The sequence below is a fragment of the Prosthecobacter vanneervenii genome (assembly GCF_014203095.1).
In the GTDB taxonomy this organism is placed as follows: Bacteria; Verrucomicrobiota; Verrucomicrobiia; order Verrucomicrobiales; family Verrucomicrobiaceae; genus Prosthecobacter; species Prosthecobacter vanneervenii.
Window position 1 is genome coordinate 377970 of sequence record NZ_JACHIG010000002.1, and the last position, 16840, is coordinate 394809.

At 61.3% G+C, this 16840-nt stretch carries 14 protein-coding genes and 1 tRNA gene; 6 read left to right on the plus strand and 9 right to left on the minus strand.

Translation table 11 applies throughout. The features are described 5' to 3' along the window. Positions 1-53: 53 nt before the first annotated feature. The 7 genes from HNQ65_RS06815 to HNQ65_RS06845 all read right to left on the minus strand — a co-directional run bounded on the left by HNQ65_RS06815 (position 54) and on the right by HNQ65_RS06845 (position 5485). Positions 54-1046, minus strand: coding sequence for a hypothetical protein (locus HNQ65_RS06815; protein WP_184338756.1), 993 nt, complete (start codon positions 1044-1046; stop codon positions 54-56). Between the two features lie 138 nt (positions 1047-1184). Next, positions 1185-1565: a cyclic nucleotide-binding domain-containing protein gene (locus tag HNQ65_RS06820; RefSeq protein ID WP_184338757.1), complete on the minus strand. Its 381-nt coding sequence runs from the start codon at positions 1563-1565 to the stop codon at positions 1185-1187. A gap of 33 nt (positions 1566-1598) precedes the next feature. After that, entirely contained in the window at positions 1599-2612 is a 1014-nt protein-coding gene (locus tag HNQ65_RS06825) for a dihydroxyacetone kinase subunit DhaK (RefSeq protein WP_184338758.1), read from the minus strand. 104 nt (positions 2613-2716) lie between these two features. Next, complete coding sequence (locus HNQ65_RS06830) at positions 2717-3331, minus strand: hypothetical protein (RefSeq protein WP_184338759.1); 615 nt, start codon at positions 3329-3331, stop codon at positions 2717-2719. Positions 3332-3410: 79 nt separating this feature from the next. After that, complete coding sequence (locus HNQ65_RS06835) at positions 3411-3941, minus strand: YraN family protein (RefSeq protein ID WP_221306065.1); 531 nt, start codon at positions 3939-3941, stop codon at positions 3411-3413. Next, positions 3938-4555 carry a ribonuclease HII gene (locus HNQ65_RS06840; protein WP_184338760.1) on the minus strand — a complete coding sequence of 206 codons (618 nt, stop codon included), beginning with the start codon at positions 4553-4555 and terminating at the stop codon, positions 3938-3940. The genes HNQ65_RS06835 and HNQ65_RS06840 overlap by 4 nt, the downstream gene beginning before the upstream one ends. 9 nt (positions 4556-4564) lie before the next feature. Then, the gene (locus HNQ65_RS06845) at positions 4565-5485 is read right to left on the minus strand and encodes a hypothetical protein (protein ID WP_184338761.1); all 921 of its coding nucleotides are present in this window, start codon (positions 5483-5485) and stop codon (positions 4565-4567) included. 129 nt (positions 5486-5614) lie between these two features. Here HNQ65_RS06845 and HNQ65_RS06850 point away from each other — a divergent pair, with 129 nt between their 5' ends. Further along, positions 5615-6487: an alpha/beta hydrolase gene (locus HNQ65_RS06850; RefSeq protein ID WP_184338762.1), complete on the plus strand. Its 873-nt coding sequence runs from the start codon at positions 5615-5617 to the stop codon at positions 6485-6487. Between the two features lie 156 nt (positions 6488-6643). Further along, entirely contained in the window at positions 6644-9454 is a 2811-nt protein-coding gene (locus HNQ65_RS06855; protein WP_184338763.1) for a M16 family metallopeptidase, read from the plus strand. 1307 nt (positions 9455-10761) lie between these two features. Here HNQ65_RS06855 and thiE read toward each other — a convergent pair. After that, a complete protein-coding gene (gene thiE / locus HNQ65_RS06860) occupies positions 10762-11391 on the minus strand; it encodes a thiamine phosphate synthase (RefSeq protein ID WP_184338764.1) in 630 nt (209 codons plus the stop codon). 413 nt (positions 11392-11804) lie between these two features. Between thiE and HNQ65_RS06865 the strand changes: the two genes are divergently transcribed. The 3 genes from HNQ65_RS06865 to HNQ65_RS06875 all read left to right on the plus strand — a co-directional run bounded on the left by HNQ65_RS06865 (position 11805) and on the right by HNQ65_RS06875 (position 14790). Further along, positions 11805-13754 carry a TonB-dependent receptor plug domain-containing protein gene (locus HNQ65_RS06865; protein ID WP_184338765.1) on the plus strand — a complete coding sequence of 650 codons (1950 nt, stop codon included), beginning with the start codon at positions 11805-11807 and terminating at the stop codon, positions 13752-13754. Positions 13755-13776: 22 nt separating this feature from the next. Continuing rightward, the gene (locus HNQ65_RS06870) at positions 13777-14553 is read left to right on the plus strand and encodes an AraC family transcriptional regulator (RefSeq protein WP_343076552.1); all 777 of its coding nucleotides are present in this window, start codon (positions 13777-13779) and stop codon (positions 14551-14553) included. A gap of 162 nt (positions 14554-14715) precedes the next feature. Further along, positions 14716-14790 (plus strand) — tRNA-Val (locus HNQ65_RS06875). 16 nt (positions 14791-14806) lie between these two features. Here HNQ65_RS06875 and HNQ65_RS06880 read toward each other — a convergent pair. Next, on the minus strand, positions 14807-15286 hold the full coding sequence (locus tag HNQ65_RS06880; protein ID WP_184338766.1) for a hypothetical protein: 480 nt from the start codon (positions 15284-15286) through the stop codon (positions 14807-14809). 409 nt (positions 15287-15695) lie between these two features. Here HNQ65_RS06880 and HNQ65_RS06885 point away from each other — a divergent pair, with 409 nt between their 5' ends. Further along, positions 15696-16745 carry a Fic family protein gene (locus tag HNQ65_RS06885; protein ID WP_184338767.1) on the plus strand — a complete coding sequence of 350 codons (1050 nt, stop codon included), beginning with the start codon at positions 15696-15698 and terminating at the stop codon, positions 16743-16745. Positions 16746-16840 lie beyond the last annotated feature (95 nt).

Sequence of the window (16840 nt, forward strand, 5' to 3'; positions counted from 1 at the left end):
CGACAGTTGGCGCAGGCGGGAGGATGTCAAACGGGCAATCCGGCTCCGTCGCCTCATTTGCGCTTTCTGACCACAGGTGGGGAGAGCCTAAGAACAGCTTCCTTGGAGCCTGTGACGGTGACCTTGAGACGCTTCATCAAAGGCAGCACCTCTGCAATCGGCTGACCATTAACAGTGTCATGATAGGCCGCTGCAGGAATGCCGGTTAACCTCTCGAAGAAATAGAGCTCGGAAGCTTCGAAGATTCCCGGGCTCTCGGCGGCAGGCTTCTGCCCCGGTTTCCAGTCCATCTCAACGGTGGCGTATGCGGCTTCACGTTCACCCTTGCCATCAGAATCGGACAAAACCTGCTTGATTTGAAATCCCTGATAAACTCTCAACACAGTGTCTGATTCACCCTGTGTGACCTGCCAGTAGGATTTATCAGGATCATAGGCATCATCATGCCAGGTGGCGACATGCACAGGCATGCCCATTTCCCACCGATAATAGTCTGTCTCTCCCCACCAGGATTTTCGCCCTGAATCATTAAAAGCAAGCAGGTAGCCTTCACGGGCCTGCGGAGGATTACGGCTGGAGTAGACATCCAGCAGCTGCGGCACAGCCTCACCTCGGCCCTTTTTAATCATCGCGTAGCCGAGACGGCATCCGTCATCGCTGAAGGTCACGAGAAGCTCGGGAATCGCATCACCATCCAGATCTCGAAGGCTGAAGGGGCTTCGCGGCGGCTCCGGCGTCATGTGGCTGTATTCAGGGAAGTCATTTTTCGTCTTCCCGGCAGGAATCCAGACGGGAGCCACATTCCACACCCCCAGCAAACGCCAGGCATTTTGCCGCCAGACCATGAGTGCAAGCCCTGCTTTTTGCTCACTAACTTCGACCACAGCCAGCCTTCGGCCGTCGGCAAACAGATCGCCAATCATGGCTGCAACACCTTCGCATTCCACGCTTTGAATGCCCTGGGCGACGACAGTTTGTGGGGCCTTGCTTAGGAAGGTTACAGCCCGCTTTTCCACCTGCATTTTTTCCTCGGCTGAGAATGGCATTGCCTTCTCAGGAAACCACTGTGCATGCCCCGATCTTACCAGGACAAGACAGCAGGTGGTAAAAATCAATATGCGCGACGCCATGCCACAGAATCTCACCCGCATGGCAGCAAAGCAATTCTCCAAATTGCCCCCCCTTCAGTCCTCCGTCTCCACCTCACCTGACGCACGGCGGTCGGCGCGGCGGAGGCGGTCGGCCATGCCTTTCATCACGTGCAGGGCAAACTGTGGAATCTCGTCCACCATGTAGAGAAAGTGATGGCGGTTCACGGGCAGCAGCTTGCAGTCGGTGCGGGCCACGGCGTCTGCGGTGCGCAAGGAGTCCTCGATGAGCGAGATCTCACCAAAGAACCCCTCCGCACGCACAGTTTCGACGACCTTGCCGTTGATCAGGATGTCCACCTCCCCGCTCTCCACCACGTACATCTCCCCGGAATCGTCCCCTTTTTTAAAGATGGTCGTTCCTTGCAGAACGGTCCTCATGTTGGCGGGGCTGGCGAAGATCGCGGGGAGTTTCATGATGAAGACGAGTGGGGGGCGAATTATCCGGGATCAGAGCTTGGTGTAGCCCACGCTCTCGCAGGGCAGGTCCCAGAGCTTCTTGAGCTCGGCGTCCAGCTTGGTGATGCTGAAGCTCACGCCGGCCATTTCCTGACAGGTGACGATGTTGTCCACGATGGTCTGGTGGATCTTGATGCCACGTGCTTCCAGAATCGGCTTGGCACCGCGCAGCAGGATCAGCAGTTCCATCATGTGCGTGGAGCCGAGGCTGTTCACAAAGAAGACGATCTCATCTCCGGACTTCAGCTCCAGGTCATCACCGAAGAGCAGGTCGAGAATCTTGGCAGCGAGTTCGTCCGCCGTGCACATGGGGATGAGGCCCACGCCTTTCTCTCCATGAATGCCCATGCCGAGGCCGATCACGTCATCGGCCAGCTCAAAGGTGGGCTTGCCGGTGGCGGGAATGCTGCCGGGCTTGGTGGAAACGCCCACGGTGCGGGTGTTGTCGCAGGCCTTTTGCGCGATGCGGACCAGCTCGTCCAGAGTGTCCACCGTCTGCGCGGCGGCACCGGCCAGCTTGACGATCGGCACCAGACCTGCCACGCCACGGCGCTTGTGCTTCTCTGTGGGAGGAGCGGAGCAGACGTCGTCGGCGATGATCACGGTCTTCACGTTGATGCCTTCGTCGGCAGCGAGTTCCGCGCCAATGTCAAAATTCATCACGTCTCCGGCGTAGTTGCCATAGAGGAAGAGCACGCCCTTGCCACGGTTCACGGCCTGCGCGGCTTCCAGCACGATGTCTGGCGGCGGAGCGGCAAAGATCTCGCCCACGGCGGCGCCGTCTGCCATGCCCTTGCCCACCAGGCCGTGATAGATCGGCTCATGCCCGGCGCCACCGCCCACCAGGAGTGCGGGCGCATCGGGGCGCAGATCATTCATGACAATGGAGCGCGTGCCCACGCGGCGGGCCTTGCCATCATAGGCCAGCACCAGACCTTCAAAGAGTTCGTCGGCGCACTTCAGCGGATTGTTGATGATCTTCTTGGCGGGATTGGCGTTGCTCATGGGTAGGTCGTCTGGGTTGGGAAAAAGGAAGCGCCAGTTTTACGACGTGCTCCGGTGCTGTCAAAGCCGATTGCCGCCCATCCCCTGCCCTCTGCGGCCCCTCATCAGCCCAGTCCGGCCCCCACCACCAGCAGCAGCCGTGCGGCGATCCACAGCGCCAGCGCCAGCAGCAGGGACTTCATGCCCTTGCGCACGTTGTGCAGCTTGGCCTCCAGCACGATGCACTTGGAGTGCACCTGGCCCAGCACGGAGCGTTTCACGCCATCATTCGACTGTTTGCAGAAGAGCTCGGCATATTCATCCCCCGGGATGCTGGCGATCTGGCCTGAGAAGTAGAGATTGGGATGGCGGTTGGCATCCGCCACCTTCTTCACCGCACGTGGGTAGGCAGCAGCGATGCCGCGCCCAAAAGCCTGGCACATGCAAACAATGAAAAGCGCATAGAGTCCCAGCACCGCCATCTCGTAGGTGCGCAGGGCCGCAAGGTTTGTCACCGCCACGCCGGGGCCGATGTTCACGATCATGGCCATCAGCACGGCGGAGGTGCTCAGCGTCAGCTGGGCCTTCAGGTCAGCGCGGTTGATCTGCTGCTCCACATCCTGATAGAGCATGTAGATCAGGCGGGTCACATCCACCTGTGTGTCCTGCACCAGGGTGGTCACGGTGCCGAGGAGGCTGGAGGCTGGGGTGGACGAAATGGAGGGAACGGCCGGCTGCATGAGATTTACGGAAGTCTCATAGGCAGAGCCATCGCAGCTGGCAAGACGCAGGCTGCAACCTGTCAAAAACGTCACTCAGTCACCGTCCGGCCATGGAGCTGTCCGGCATCTGGAAGGCGTCCTGGATCACATTCACACGCGGTTTCTCACCCTCGGTCAGCACCACCTCCACGATGTCAAAGCGGAAGCTCAGTAGGGGCCTTCCCAGCAGGCGCAGCCAGTCCATGGCTCCGCGCTGGATCAGGCGCTGCTTGTCCCTGCCCACGGCGTCTGCCGGGCGGCCAAACGCGGTGCTGGTGCGCGCCTTGACCTCCACAAAAGTGAGCACCTGTCCATGCCGCGCCACGATGTCCACCTCTCCACGATTGGACCCACGGTAGTTGCGGTAGAGCACCCGGCGGCCATTCGCCGAAAGCCAGCGCGCGGCCAGCAGTTCGCCCATCGCCCCCACCTCCTTGGGGCTCATGGGCAGCCCGGCCAGCTGTTTGCTGAAGGAGAGCCACGTCCGTGCCCGCAGCCACAGCACTGCCGTGCGCAGCCATGCAGCCTCCTGCACCCGCCTGCGCAGCCGGGACCACAGGCTCTCGGGCGGCGGCGGTTCAGGCGTCATGACAGGTCCAGCTCCAGCTGCGCCACCGGGGCAAAGCTGCGCCGGTGCTCCGGGCAGGGCCCGTGCTGGCGCAGCGCCGCCAGATGCCCTGGCGTGGGGTAGCCTTTGTGAATCTCAAAGCCATACTTAGGATACCGCTGCGCCATGGCCACCAGGAGACGATCCCGCGTGACCTTGGCGATGATGCTGGCCGCCGCGATGGAGTAGCTGAGGCTGTCCCCCTTCACCAGCGCCAACTGGTACAGCGGGTAGTTCTTCACCGGCTTGCCGTCTATGAGCACCGCATTCGGCACCGGCTGCAGCGCCAGCGCCGCACGCCGCATGCCCTCCCACGTGGCCTGTAAAATATTGATGCGGTCGATCTCTGCGGGCTCCACTGTCACACAATGCCAGCGGATGCGCGCATCTGCGGTGATCTCTTCATACAAACGCTCGCGTTTTACCTCGCTGAGCTGCTTGGAGTCATTGAGCACGGGGTGGGAAAAATCCTCCGGCAGCACCACCGCCGCCACACACACCGGCCCGGCCAGCGGCCCGCGCCCAGCCTCATCGACTCCAGCCACCACGCGAAAGCCTTCTGCGCGCAGTGTGTTTTCATGATCGAGCGTCGGCATGGCGGGGCGCTATTTCACTTCGATCGGCAGCGTCACTTTCTCCGGCACTCCGCTTTCAGGAGCGGCCCAGCGCAGAACTTCGCGGCTGGGCTTGGCCGGATCGTCTGGCACGAGATACACCCGGATCTGCAGCACCGGCTTCTCACCTTCAGGGCGGGGCACCGGCTTGATGAAGAGCGTCACCTCATTGCGGCCTTTGACCAGACCTCCGATGAGGATCTGCTGGTTGAGCCCGTCCTGCACAGGCTCGTAGCTGCTGCCATTGGCACTGAGGGTCGTCTGGTAACCAAAGCTCTCCAGCTTGTAGCCTGCCTTGAAGTCCGGCACACGGCACAGCGGCGGAGTAGGAGGCATCTTCCCCGGCGGAGTGAATTCTGCTGAGTCCAAAAACTCCGGCCGCGTTCCATCTTGCAGCGCTTTTAGCACCTCAGGCGGGGCCTTGTCCATGCGGGAGACGCGGTTGCTGTCGTACTTCCACACCCCGTTTTCACGGGCAAATTTCAGCTTCAGCAGGTTGTCACGCACCAGCTCCTTGCCCTGCCCCATGTCGATCTTTCCATAATAGACCAGATGCGCAGTCTCCCCCACCGCCTGGGCTTCCAGCAGGCGCAGCCCTGTGAGCAGGGGTGGCACGACGGGAGAATCAAAGACGGCATCAGGAAAGGGCTGCCGCTCGCTCACCACCTGGTTGCGGATCACGGTCTGGCGGTAGCGGCTGATGCTCCCTGCCCAGGCCAGGGCATCCTGCCGCAGCATGGCATCCCTCCATTTGAGGTAGGCTTTCTCCAGCGTGTCTCTCAGCTCCACGTCATCCCCCTGGGCATGAGCAGGAGCAAGGCAGGTCTGTAACAGGCTGATTCCAAGGAAGAACAGAAAAATCTGGCGCATGAAAGAGGTCGGCTGGCTGCCACGAACAAGACGTGGATTCATGCAAAAACAATCAGCCATCGTCATTTTATGATTAGCATACCGAGAATTTGCTGTGATATTTTTAATCCAGAGTAAAACCATTTGCTGATTTGGTGATTCTGGCAAACGTCAACGTCTTACCCCCAACACATGGAGTCTCACAGCGAAGGTCACCCACGCACACCCCCGATTGATCGCAATCGGGAGTTGCTGAAGACCGCCCGGGAAGAAATCTACAAAACCGTAGGCGGTGTGAATCTCTCCGCCTACATTTGGGAACCCGAGATGGACAAGGCTCCCTCCTACCCCAAGTCGGTGGCGGCTTTCTTTTTCAGCAGCGGCTGGGACAACGGCCAGGTGGCGCAGTTTGCCCCTCATTGCGTGTATTTTGCCTCCCGTGGCATGACCACGATCTGCTTTGACTACCGTGTGAGCACCCGCCACGGCACCGGCCCGGTGGAAGCCATGGCCGATGCGCGCTCCGCCATCCGCTGGATCCGCATGAATGCGGTGGAGCTGGGCATCAATCCCGGCAAGATCGTCGGTGTGGGCGGCTCTGGTGGCGGCCACGCCATCGCCTCCTCCGCCATTCTCAGCGGCTTTGACGATCCCTCCGATGCACTCGACTGCAGCCCGGCTCCGAACGCCATCGTGCTGTTCAATCCGGTGATGGACACCTACTCCAAGTACGCCTTTGGCCGCGACCGCTGGCCGGACCAGGCCACCTGCAAGGCCGCCGACCTCATCCGTGCCATCCGCCCCGGCCTGCCGCCCATGCTCATCATGCACGGCACCGGAGACCGCGTGGTGCCCTTTGACGGCTCCTATCAGTTTGCCCGCAAGTCGAGCAAGAAGAAGAACCTCTGCCGCCTGATCGAGTTCGAAGGCCAGGGCCACGGCTTCTTTAATTTCAATCTCTCCTTTGAGATGTACGAGGCCACCCTCATGGCCATGGACGAGCTCTTTGTCGAGCTCGGCTTCCTGGAGCCGGACCCCGAAGCGGGCCTCGGCAAGGTGGACTAAGCCCGCCACAGGCGGGAATGCCCCAATCCCAAATTCCCATGACGAATTTCTGCTGCAGCGCCGTTTCGTCATACGGTTCTGCGCGTATTCATTCGCCGCACTGAGTTTCCACGTTCGTCCGCTTCTTTCCCCAACCCCACAGCCAGCCGCACTCCCATGCTACGCTCCCTCCTTCTCGCAGCCGTCGTCGCCTCCACCGCGCATGCCGCCACCTGGCCTCAGGACACCAGCGATCTCAAGGCCGACCCCAAGGCCCAGTTTGGTCAGCTGGAAAACGGTCTGCGCTACGTCATCCTGCCGCACGATGAGCCCCCCGGCCGCGCCAGCATCCGCCTCTACATGGATGTGGGCTCGCTCATGGAGGAAAACGACCAGCAGGGCATGGCGCACTACCTGGAGCACATGGCCTTCAATGGCTCCCGCCACTTCAAAGGCGGGGAGATGGTGGAGTACTTCCAGCGCCTGGGCATGGGCTTTGGTGCCGACACGAATGCGCATACCTCCTTCAAGGAAACCGTGTACATGCTGGAGCTGCCCAAGGTGGAGCCCAAGTACATCGCCGAAGGCCTCCAGCTCTTCCGTGACGACCTCGACGGCATGCTGCTCAATGAGGCCGAGATCGACAAGGAGCGCGGCATCATCCTCAGCGAAAAGCTCAGCCGCGACTCCATCGAGTACCGCACCATGATGGCGGGCTACAAGTTTGCCATGCCCGAGTCCATCCTGCCGGACCGCATGCCCATCGGCACCGAGGAGATGATCAAGACGATGAAGCGTCCGCGATTTGCCGAATTCTACGAGAAGTACTACACCCCCAAGCGCGCCACCATCGTGGCCGTGGGCGATTTCAAAGACACCGCCGCTGTGAAGGCGGAGATCGAGAAGCAGTTTGCCGACGCCAAGCCCAAGCACGGCGATGCTGAAGACCCCAATCTCGGCAAGGTGACCTCCGGCTACGGCACCATCGCCAAGCTGCACACCGAGATGCAGGCCGAGGCCCTGACCATCTCCGTGGAGATCCCCCGCGCCGCCAAGAACAAGCCCGACAGCGCCGCCACCCGCCGCGAGAAAACCATCCGCGACCTGGCGGACATGATGATCAACCAGCGCCTCTCCAAGCTGGCCAAGGCCGAAGGCGCACCCTTCCTGGGCGCGGAGAGCTACAGCTACGAGTATCTCGAATTTGTCAGCGTGAACGGCATCCAGGCCCAGTGCGACCCCAAGAACTGGAAGGCCACGCTAACTCTGCTGGAAACAGAGCTGCGCCGTGCCATCGAGCATGGCTTTACCGATGCCGAATTTGAAGAAGCCAAGGCCACCGTGCTCAAAGGGGCCAAGCTGCGCGCCGACCAGGCCGAAAGCCGCAAGTCCCGCGATCTGGCCAGCGGCATCGTCAGCATCCTGGCTGGCAAGAAGGTCTTCACCCACCCCGCAGACGATCTGGCCCGTGTATCCACCGTGCTGGCCAGCCTGAAGAAGGAAGACAGCCACGCCGCGCTCGTGGAAGACTGGAAGGGCGATGACGTGCAGCTCTTCCTCGGCGGTAATCTGAAGCTGGAAGGCGATGCCAACAAACAGATCATCGACACCTTCAAGGCCAGCCGCGCCAAGCCCGTGGCCGCTCCCGCCAAGGAGGAAACCGCCGCCTTTGCCTACACCGAGTTTGGTCCTGCGGGCAAGGTGGCCAGCCGCTCCGAGGCCAAGGATCTGGAGATCGTCCAGGCCGTGTTTGAAAACAACGTGCGCTTCAACTTCAAGCACACTGAATTCGAAAAAGGCACCATCCGCGTGCTGATCAACTTCGGCGGTGGCAAGCTCAGCACTCCTGCAGACAAGCCGGGCATCATCCCCTTTGCGCAGAGCACCTTCCAGCTCGGCGGCCTGGAAAAGCATGGCGTGGACGACATCCGCCGCATCTTTGCCAGCCGCACCGTGGGCAGCGATTTCTCCATCGGCGACGAGGCCTTTGTGCTCAGCGGCCGCACCACCCCGGCAGATCTGGAGGCGCAGCTCCAGCTGCTCACCGCCTACCTCGTGGCCCCCGGCTACCGCGAGGAGGCCGCACGCCAGTTTGAGAAAAATCTGGAACCCATGTACACCCAGCTGCAGCACACCGCAGAAGGTGTCATGAATGGCGAGGTCGTCTCCTTCATCCACTCCGGCGACGCACGCTGGGGCTTCCCCAAGATCGAAGTGCTGCGCCAGCGCACCCTGGCCGAGCTGAAGGCCTGGCTCACCCCTGCCCTGACCCAGGACTACCTGGAGGTGACCGTGCTCGGAGATGTGGACGAAGATGCTGCGATCAAGGCCGTGGCCAAGACCCTCGGTGCCCTGCCCAAACGTGCTGAAAAGAAGCCCGACTACACCAAGGAGCGTGCCGTGGCCTTCCCCAAGCCCGAGGCCAGCAAGACCTTCCCCTTTGACACCGAAATCCCCAAGGCCATCGCCACCGTGTACTGGCCCACCACGGACATGACGGACATCAAGCGCGCCCGCCGCCTCACGCTGCTGGGCTCCATCCTGGATGACCGCCTGCGCATCAAGGTGCGCGAAGAGCTGGGAGACACCTACAGCCCCGCCTGCTACCACGTGGCCAATGACAGCTTCACCGGCTACGGCTACATGACGACGATGATCGAGTGCAAGCCCGAGCTGGCCGACTCCCTGACCAAGCTCGTCATCGAGATCGGCGACAAGCTGGCCGCAGGCCCTGTGACCGACGACGAATTTGACCGCGCCATGAAGCCCATGGTGGCTCAGCTGGAGCAGATGCGCCGCGACAACCGCTACTGGTCCATGAACGTGCTCCGCTGCTCCCAGGAGCACCCCGAGCGCCTCGACTGGGCCCGCAGCTTCATCACCGACTTCTCCGGCATCAAGAAAGACGAGATCGAAGCCCTGGCCAAAGAATACCTCGGAGCCAAACGCGCCGTGAGCGCCGGCATCATCCCCACCGAGAAGAAGTAACGCCCAAGGTGCCGGGGTCTCCGGACTCCGGGGTTGGAACTCTGAAGCAGCAGGGCAGCCGCATCGGCTGCGGGTGGTGTGCGCCCGGCCATGCCCCTGCCCTTTTCTGGAGAAAGTTCCGCAAATTCCCCAAATTCCTCGGGGGGGTGTACACACAGCAGCGCGGGCAGGGCGGCTGGTCCCCCAGCCGCCGCTGCCCAGCGTGTGATCAATGCCCTGGTAGGAGATGCCAGCGTGGTTTGCCAAGAGAGAAACTTCCGCAATTTCCCCAAATTCCTCGGGGGGGATATGCACGCAGGAGCGCGGGCAGGGCTTGCTCGTGGGCAGACTTCCCCCGTTTCCACGGGAGGGGGGTACACGCAGCAGCGCGGGTAGGGCGGCTGGTCCTCCAGCCGCCGCTGCCCTGCGCGTGATCAATGCCCTGCCAGGAAATACCAGCGTGGTTTGCCAAGAGAGAAACTTCCGCAAATTCCCCAAATTCCTCGGGGGGGTATGCACGCTAAGGCAAGCTCAGGCGCTGCTCGCTGAGGCTCATCCTCTTTACACATCTGGCAGACTCTTGGCTCATTGCCTGTGGGTGGCGAATACCGCCATAGTGCCGCACAGTCCTCTGTGCGGCACGCAAGCTCCCCTGAGCTGCTAATCACGATCTCCCTGCGAAGGAACCCAAAGCCCAATCTCCGGCTGCGCTTTGCAGAACGCGCGCGAAGGATCTGGAAGAACAGAGCACAATGGGCAGCACGAACCGCACAGAGGACTGTGCGGACCACCATGCTGCCGCCCTCGCCATGCCAGAGGCGTTTAGAGTCATCCTGTTGTTTAGCCTACTCCACGCAAAGGAAACACCCCACACCTGGCAAACCCTTACGACTGTCTTGGCTGCCAGGTGCAAACCACATGCCTGAAATGCAGCGACAGCGCACCGTGTGGCAGAATGGAGTGCCACTCCGCCCAAGACAACAATCTGCGGCACTAACATGAAATACCAGTCTGTATGGTCATCTTACAGCCAACGAGAAGAAAGAACCCGCTCCGGCACATCCGCCATGGCCCGCCGCGTGCGCATACCCCCCCGAGGAATTTGGGGAATTTGCGGAAGTTTCTCCGCTGGCAGCCTCTGCTGGCATCTCGTCCCAGGGCATTCATCACACGCTGGGCAGCGGCGGCTGGAGGACCAGCCGCCCTACCCGTGCTGCTGCGTGTATACCCCCCGCTGAAATTGCTGAATTTGCGGACGTTTCCCCTCAGGCCTCGGTGCCCTGCGTGGAGTTGGGCATGTGAGATCCAGCCCATCCCCTCCTGCCCGCTCAGCCCACCGGCAGCCGTTCCTTCAGCCGCCGCACCTCGTCCGCCACATCCGCCGCCTGCAGGAAGGCAGATACCACCACCACCCGCCGCGCCCCGGCGGAGATCACCTCGTCCAGCCGTCCCGCATTTACCCCGCCGATGCAGAAGATGGGCAGCTGCACCAGCCGGTGCACCTCAGTGATGTCCTGCAGGCCGATGGGCACGTAGTCCGGCTTTGTCCCCGTGGCATACAGCGGGCCAAAGCCGATGTAGTCCGCCCCCTCTGCCTGCGCGGCCACGGCCTGCGCCAGGCTGTGGGTGGACTTGCCCACAAAGCACTCCGGCCCCACCACCGCGCGCGCCCTGGCCACGGCATCGTCATCCTGCCCCACATGCACGCCCTCGCTGCCCACGACGGCGGCGATTTCCAGGTGGTCATTGATCACCAGCGGCACGCCGTGCTCCCGCGTCACCGGCAGCATCTGCCGCGCCAGCCGCTCGATCTCCGGCGCTCCCAGCTTCTTGGCACGCAGCTGCAGCACATCCACCCCTCCGGCACAAAGCTGCGCCGTCATGGAGACGACGTTTTCAGCCGTCACATAACCGAGGTCAACAATGCCGTAGAGCCGTGCGTCTTGAATGCGTTTCATGGAGGCGCTTTGCATGCGCAGAGATGAGCCGGTGTGCAAGGCGGACTTTCCAGTTGCCTCACATCCGCCAGCGGCCTATGGACGACCATGGCGGAGTCATTCCTCAGAATGCGCTCCGTTTTCTTTATCTGCAGGGTGCGAGTGCACCAGGCAGCCGTTCGCAGATGCAGGGAAGGCCGTGAGAACCGGCCACAGTGGCGCTGCGGTATCGGGTCACAGACCTCCATTCATGCCCCTCAGGCATGGAGCAAAGCCAATCGGGGAGCAATCCCTTGGTGAAGGCGGAGGCGAGGCGCGGTGGATCACTCCACCGCACAAACCCGGAGTCCGAACATCTCGCTGCGAACAAGCACATCCGTCACGCCTCATGGCGCAGACGGATGTTTCATCGAACCAATGAACAAACCTACGACATGTACCTCCAGAAAACCTCTGGTCGCCGCCCCTGCGCAGCGATCACGGCGGCGCTCCTAGCCGCCATCCAGCTCAGCGCGGCAGAGACGCCCGCCCAGCCTCAAACGAAGAAACAGACGCAGCCGCAAAAGCAGACACAGCAGAAGCCAGCGGCACCTGCCAGCACCGCAGCCGCTGACATCCCCGAAGTCGTGATCACCGCGACGATGACCGACACCGAATCCTGGCGCACCGCCAGCAGCGTGACTGTGATCGACCGCAAGAAGATCGAGGAAAACCAGTACCGCTTTGCCGTCGATGCCCTGCGCAATGTCCCCGGCATGGCCATCGCCACGCCCGGCGTCCCCGGAAACGTGGCCACGGTGATGACACGCGGCACCACCACCAAGGACACCGCCTTGATGATCGATGGCCGCCCACTGCCCGCCAACCTCGCAGGCTCTTTCAATCTCGAGACCATGGCGCTGGACAATGTGGAGCGTATCGAGGTGCTGCGCGGCCCCGCCGCCAGCCTCTACGGCGGCCGCACCATGGGCGGCGTGATCAACATCATCACCCGCAGCGGCAAAGGCCTGGAGAAGCCCAGGACCACCGTCTTTGCCGAAACCGGCAGCTACGGCACCATCCGCGAGGGCATCAGCTCCCTCGGTGCCATCGGCAAGATGGACTGGGGCTTTGAAGCCAGCCGCACCGACATGCAGGGGCAGCGCATCAACAGCCGCTTTTCGCAGACCAACATGTCAGGCAAAGCCGGGTATCAGTTCACCGACAGCCTGCGTTTTGATCTGGATGCGCGCCACTACACCGCCAATGCCGGCGACCCGCGCACCACGGACATCAATGACCCGGACAACCACCTCCTCACCGAGTTCTGGAGCATCTCCCCGCGTCTGGTATGGAATACCACGAGCAAATGGACGCAGTCGCTCACCTTCTCCCACAGCCAGTTCCGGCAGGTGGCCACCGGCTACAATGACCCGCCGTTTTTCCTGCCAAACAACCGCACCAGCTCCCGCACCGACTTCATTGAGTACAAGAGCGTCATCCAGATGATGGACAAATGGACCTTGACCGCAGGCGCGTGGTTCCAGGACCAGAAGATCAGCCGCTACAATGACACGGCGCAGATGATCGACATCTCCCAGGCTCAGACCAATTTCGCGCTCTTCCTGCAGTCGCAGGCCGAGCTCTTCAAGGGCTTCAACCTCATCAATGGCATCCGCTACGACAAGTACTCGGATTTTGACAACGCCTTCACCTGGCGCAGCGGCGTCAGCTACATGGTGCCCCGGGTCAATACCGTGCTGCATGCCAACTACGGCACCGCCTACACCCCGCCCACACCGCAGGATCTCACCCCCGTCTTTGGCGGAAACCCCGCTCTCGTGAACCCCGAGCGCAGCCGCGGCTACGAGGCGGGCATCATGCAGCCGCTCTTTAAAAACAAGCTCTCGCTGCGCGCCACCTTCTTCCGCAATGACCTGAGCAATACCTACCAGTATCCGCCGCCTGCCTTTATCCCCATGGCCATCGGCTCCGCCACCACCCAGGGCCTGGAGAGCGGGCTGGACTGGAATCCCTGCGCCATGTTTGGCCTGAACCTCAGCTACACCTACCTGGACGCGTATGACAATACGAACATGGCCCGCCTGGTGCGCCGCCCGCGCCACAGCATCTCCGGCGGCATCCGCTTCCAGCCGGTGAAGGACGTCACCTTCAATCTCAACGCCCTCTACGTGATCGACCGCGAGGACTACGATCCCATCACCTTTGCGCAGATCGATCAGAAGGACTACCTCAGCGTGCGTCTCTCCGCCAACTGGCGCGTGAACGAGCACCTGGATCTCTTTGCCCGCGTGGAAAACCTCCTCGGCCAGCCCTACTACGAGATCCCCGGCTACCCGGTCATGAGCACCGGAGCTTATGCGGGGCTGCGTTTGCGCTTTTGATCCGCATGGTTGACACTGGGGTGTGAGCAGCACCGCGCCACGCCCCGAATCCCCCGCCGCACTGCGCGAACGCTTCATCCGTCGCGTCAGTGCGGACAGCCCCTTTTACCGTCTTTTCGACCACCTGCCGGACCTCGCCTTCTTTGCCAAAGACAGCGACTTCCGCTTCATGTGCGCCAGCCGCCGCTTCATGGACCGCTTTGGCATCAGCGACGAAACGGACATCGTGGGCAAAAATGACTTTGATCTCTTCCCCACACGCCTGGCAGAAAACTTCCGCCGCGATGACGTGGAGGTGATGAGCAGCGGCAAGGCTCAGCTCAACATCGTCGAGCTCTTCTTTACCGATCAGGGACTGCCTGACTGGTTCGTCACCAACAAGCTCCCGCTCACCGACGCCAAAGGCCGCGTCATCGGCATCATGGGCACCGTGCAGAGCTTTGAGGGCAAGAAGCAGATGCTCCAGCCCTACCTGCAGATCGACCTCGCGCTCTCCTACATCCGCGACCACTTCCGCACCGGCGTCTCCATCACCGAGCTGGCGCAGATCGTGCACCTCTCGCCTAGGCAGCTGCACCGCAAATTTGTCGAGACCTTCGGCACCAGCCCCCAGGCCTTCATCATGAAGCTGCGCATCCAGGCCGCCTGCGAAGCCCTTCAGCGGGAAGGAGCCAACATCTCCGACGTCGCCCACGACCTCGGCTTCTGCGACCAGAGCGCCCTCACCCACCACTTCCACCGCCATATGGGCATGACACCGCTGAAATACCTGCGCCAGTTCCGCCTGCGGCGTGCGTGAGTCTTACCAGGTAGGGAGGCTTGTCCCCAAGCCTCCGCCGTGCGTCTCCAAGCGCCCATTCCCACGCCGCCGCAGCCATTTTCGCAAACAACCGCACCCGGACGCAAATTCTGGTTGCCGTGATGCGGAAGCCCGCTTAAAGACTCCCTCCCCACAACTTCCGCGCGGTTAGCTCAGCGGTAGAGCACTGCCTTCACACGGCAGGGGTCGCAGGTTCGAACCCTGCACCGCGCACCATTTGAGACAGTTGTTTTCAATTCGTTTGTCTGCCGTGACAGTCGATTAATTTGATCGCAGGATGAACCTGCTGAAGCGCCGCTTTAAATTCAGCGTATCCGCGAATGGCCAACATGGGCAGAGCGATGCTTGTGCCGTCACTCAGAATGAGGCAGTCAGAGCCCTTATCCACCAGCTTGAGTGCCTGGACAGATGCCAAAGGATAGTCGGCGGTCACCATTCCAAAGCCGTGCCAGTCTCGCCATGCAATCCGCTCGTGAGTAATTTCGACAAACGTGCTCTGCGGGCGCAGCACATGACACAACGAGAAAGCGAAAACCCATCCCGCCACCAAGATCAGAGGAAGGGCGATCAGGAACGCAATCGTCCGCGAATCGGCAGGTTCCGAGCGGCTGACGACTAAGATGGCAATGCATCCACAGACTATCAGCAGCGAGAAGAGCCCTGCCCAAATGCCGTGCCCGCGAGTGCTGCCGTCAGTGCGATAGCAGGTCATGGCGAGGGACTCGGCTCTCTGTGCGATCGACCGCAGGAAGCCAGCGTGGCGGCCGGAGCATTTCGCTGCAGCACTTGGTTAGACCAGTTCTCGAAAAAATTGTCATATTGAACCGGCGAGCGCAGCGGCCCCAGTGGCAAGGCGGGAGCGCCGCCTGCTATTTGAAAATAACAGGCAAGCGACTAAACCAGCCAATGGGGCTGCTCCGCCGTCCGGGCAATGTGACAAGATTTTGAGAGTTGGTCTAGGCGACTTGTTTGTATCAGAATTCATCGCGTGGCTCGTTTCTGGACATGTGCGACTACAACTGCGTTGTAAGCCTCGGCGTAGCGCATGCACAAGCTCACATTAGGCGTGTTTTGGCTGTTTTATGGGTGTTTGCGGGTGTATATATGGGTTTGAAGACCGAATGATCCAGACTGACTCCATCCTGATCACCCCCGAGCTGCTGGGGCTGATTGCCGAAATTGACGAGTTCAAAGGTGCTTGGCGCGCCCTTGGAACGCTCGCCCCTGAGCGTTTGAAGGCGTTGCGCCATGTCGCCACCATTGAGAGCATCGGTTCTTCCACGCGTATCGAGGGCAGCAAACTCACCGACCGCGAAGTGGAGCGGCTGCTTGCCAGCCTGGAGATCAAAAAGTTCGACACCCGGGACGAGCAGGAAGTCGCAGGCTATGCCGCGGTCATGGAAACCATCTTCCATGCATGTCAGGACATTCCCATTTCAGAAAATCACATCAAGCAGCTCCACCGCGACCTGCTGCGCTACAGCGAAAAGGACGAGCGGCATCGTGGCGAATACAAGACCCTTCCCAACAACGTCGCCGCCTTCGATGAAAGCGGCAGGCAGCTCGCCGTCGTGTTTGAAACGGCAACGCCGTTCGATACGCCGCGCCGCATGGCCGGGCTTGTCTCCTGGCTGAATGAAGCCCGGGAGCTGAAGCGCACGCACCCGCTGCTGGTGGTGTCTGTGTTTGTCGTGGTGTTTCTGGAGATCCACCCCTTCCAGGATGGCAATGGCCGCCTGAGCCGCGTCCTGACCACCCTGCTCCTCCTGCAGGCTGGCTATGCCTATGTGCCCTACAGTTCGCTGGAAAGCATCATCGAGAACAGCAAGGAGGGCTACTATCTCAGCCTGCGTCAGACTCAGGGCACCATCCGCACCCCGGCGCCCAACTGGCAGCCCTGGCTGCTGTTTTTTCTGCGTGCCTTGCAGCAGCAGACGCGCCGTCTGGCGATCAAGGTAGAGCGCGAAAAAATCGTCATGTCCTCTCTGCCGGAGCTTGCCGTGGCCATCATCGACCACGCCAGACAGCATGGTCGTGTGACCATGGGCGGCATGATCCAGATGACGGCAGCCAGCCGCAACACACTCAAGGAGCATTTCCGGCATTTGCTGGAGCAGGGCCATCTGATCAAGCACGGAGCAGGCAAAGGCACGTGGTATGGTCTGCCATAGAACTGCATGCGGTGCGCAGAAAAGCAGCTTTCCTCCGGCTAATGCACTGCAGTTCACTCTAGGGATGAGTGAAAACGCGGAAGCTAAGCCTTCAA

What these genes read in the sequence shown, in the direction of transcription:
- HNQ65_RS06835 (WP_221306065.1), bottom strand. Translation starts at nt 3,941, where the DNA reads ATGACGCCTGAACCGCCGCCGCCCGAGAGCCTGTGGTCCCGGCTGCGC.
- HNQ65_RS06850 (WP_184338762.1), top strand. Translation starts at nt 5,615, where the DNA reads ATGGAGTCTCACAGCGAAGGTCACCCACGCACACCCCCGATTGATCGC.
- HNQ65_RS06840 (WP_184338760.1), bottom strand. Translation starts at nt 4,555, where the DNA reads ATGCCGACGCTCGATCATGAAAACACACTGCGCGCAGAAGGCTTTCGC.
- HNQ65_RS06855 (WP_184338763.1), top strand. Translation starts at nt 6,644, where the DNA reads ATGCTACGCTCCCTCCTTCTCGCAGCCGTCGTCGCCTCCACCGCGCAT.
- HNQ65_RS06865 (WP_184338765.1), top strand. Translation starts at nt 11,805, where the DNA reads ATGTACCTCCAGAAAACCTCTGGTCGCCGCCCCTGCGCAGCGATCACG.
- HNQ65_RS06885 (WP_184338767.1), top strand. Translation starts at nt 15,696, where the DNA reads ATGATCCAGACTGACTCCATCCTGATCACCCCCGAGCTGCTGGGGCTG.
- HNQ65_RS06880 (WP_184338766.1), bottom strand. Translation starts at nt 15,286, where the DNA reads ATGACCTGCTATCGCACTGACGGCAGCACTCGCGGGCACGGCATTTGG.
- HNQ65_RS06820 (WP_184338757.1), bottom strand. Translation starts at nt 1,565, where the DNA reads ATGAAACTCCCCGCGATCTTCGCCAGCCCCGCCAACATGAGGACCGTT.
- HNQ65_RS06825 (WP_184338758.1), bottom strand. Translation starts at nt 2,612, where the DNA reads ATGAGCAACGCCAATCCCGCCAAGAAGATCATCAACAATCCGCTGAAG.
- HNQ65_RS06815 (WP_184338756.1), bottom strand. Translation starts at nt 1,046, where the DNA reads ATGCCATTCTCAGCCGAGGAAAAAATGCAGGTGGAAAAGCGGGCTGTA.
- HNQ65_RS06830 (WP_184338759.1), bottom strand. Translation starts at nt 3,331, where the DNA reads ATGCAGCCGGCCGTTCCCTCCATTTCGTCCACCCCAGCCTCCAGCCTC.
- HNQ65_RS06845 (WP_184338761.1), bottom strand. Translation starts at nt 5,485, where the DNA reads ATGAATCCACGTCTTGTTCGTGGCAGCCAGCCGACCTCTTTCATGCGC.
- thiE (WP_184338764.1), bottom strand. Translation starts at nt 11,391, where the DNA reads ATGAAACGCATTCAAGACGCACGGCTCTACGGCATTGTTGACCTCGGT.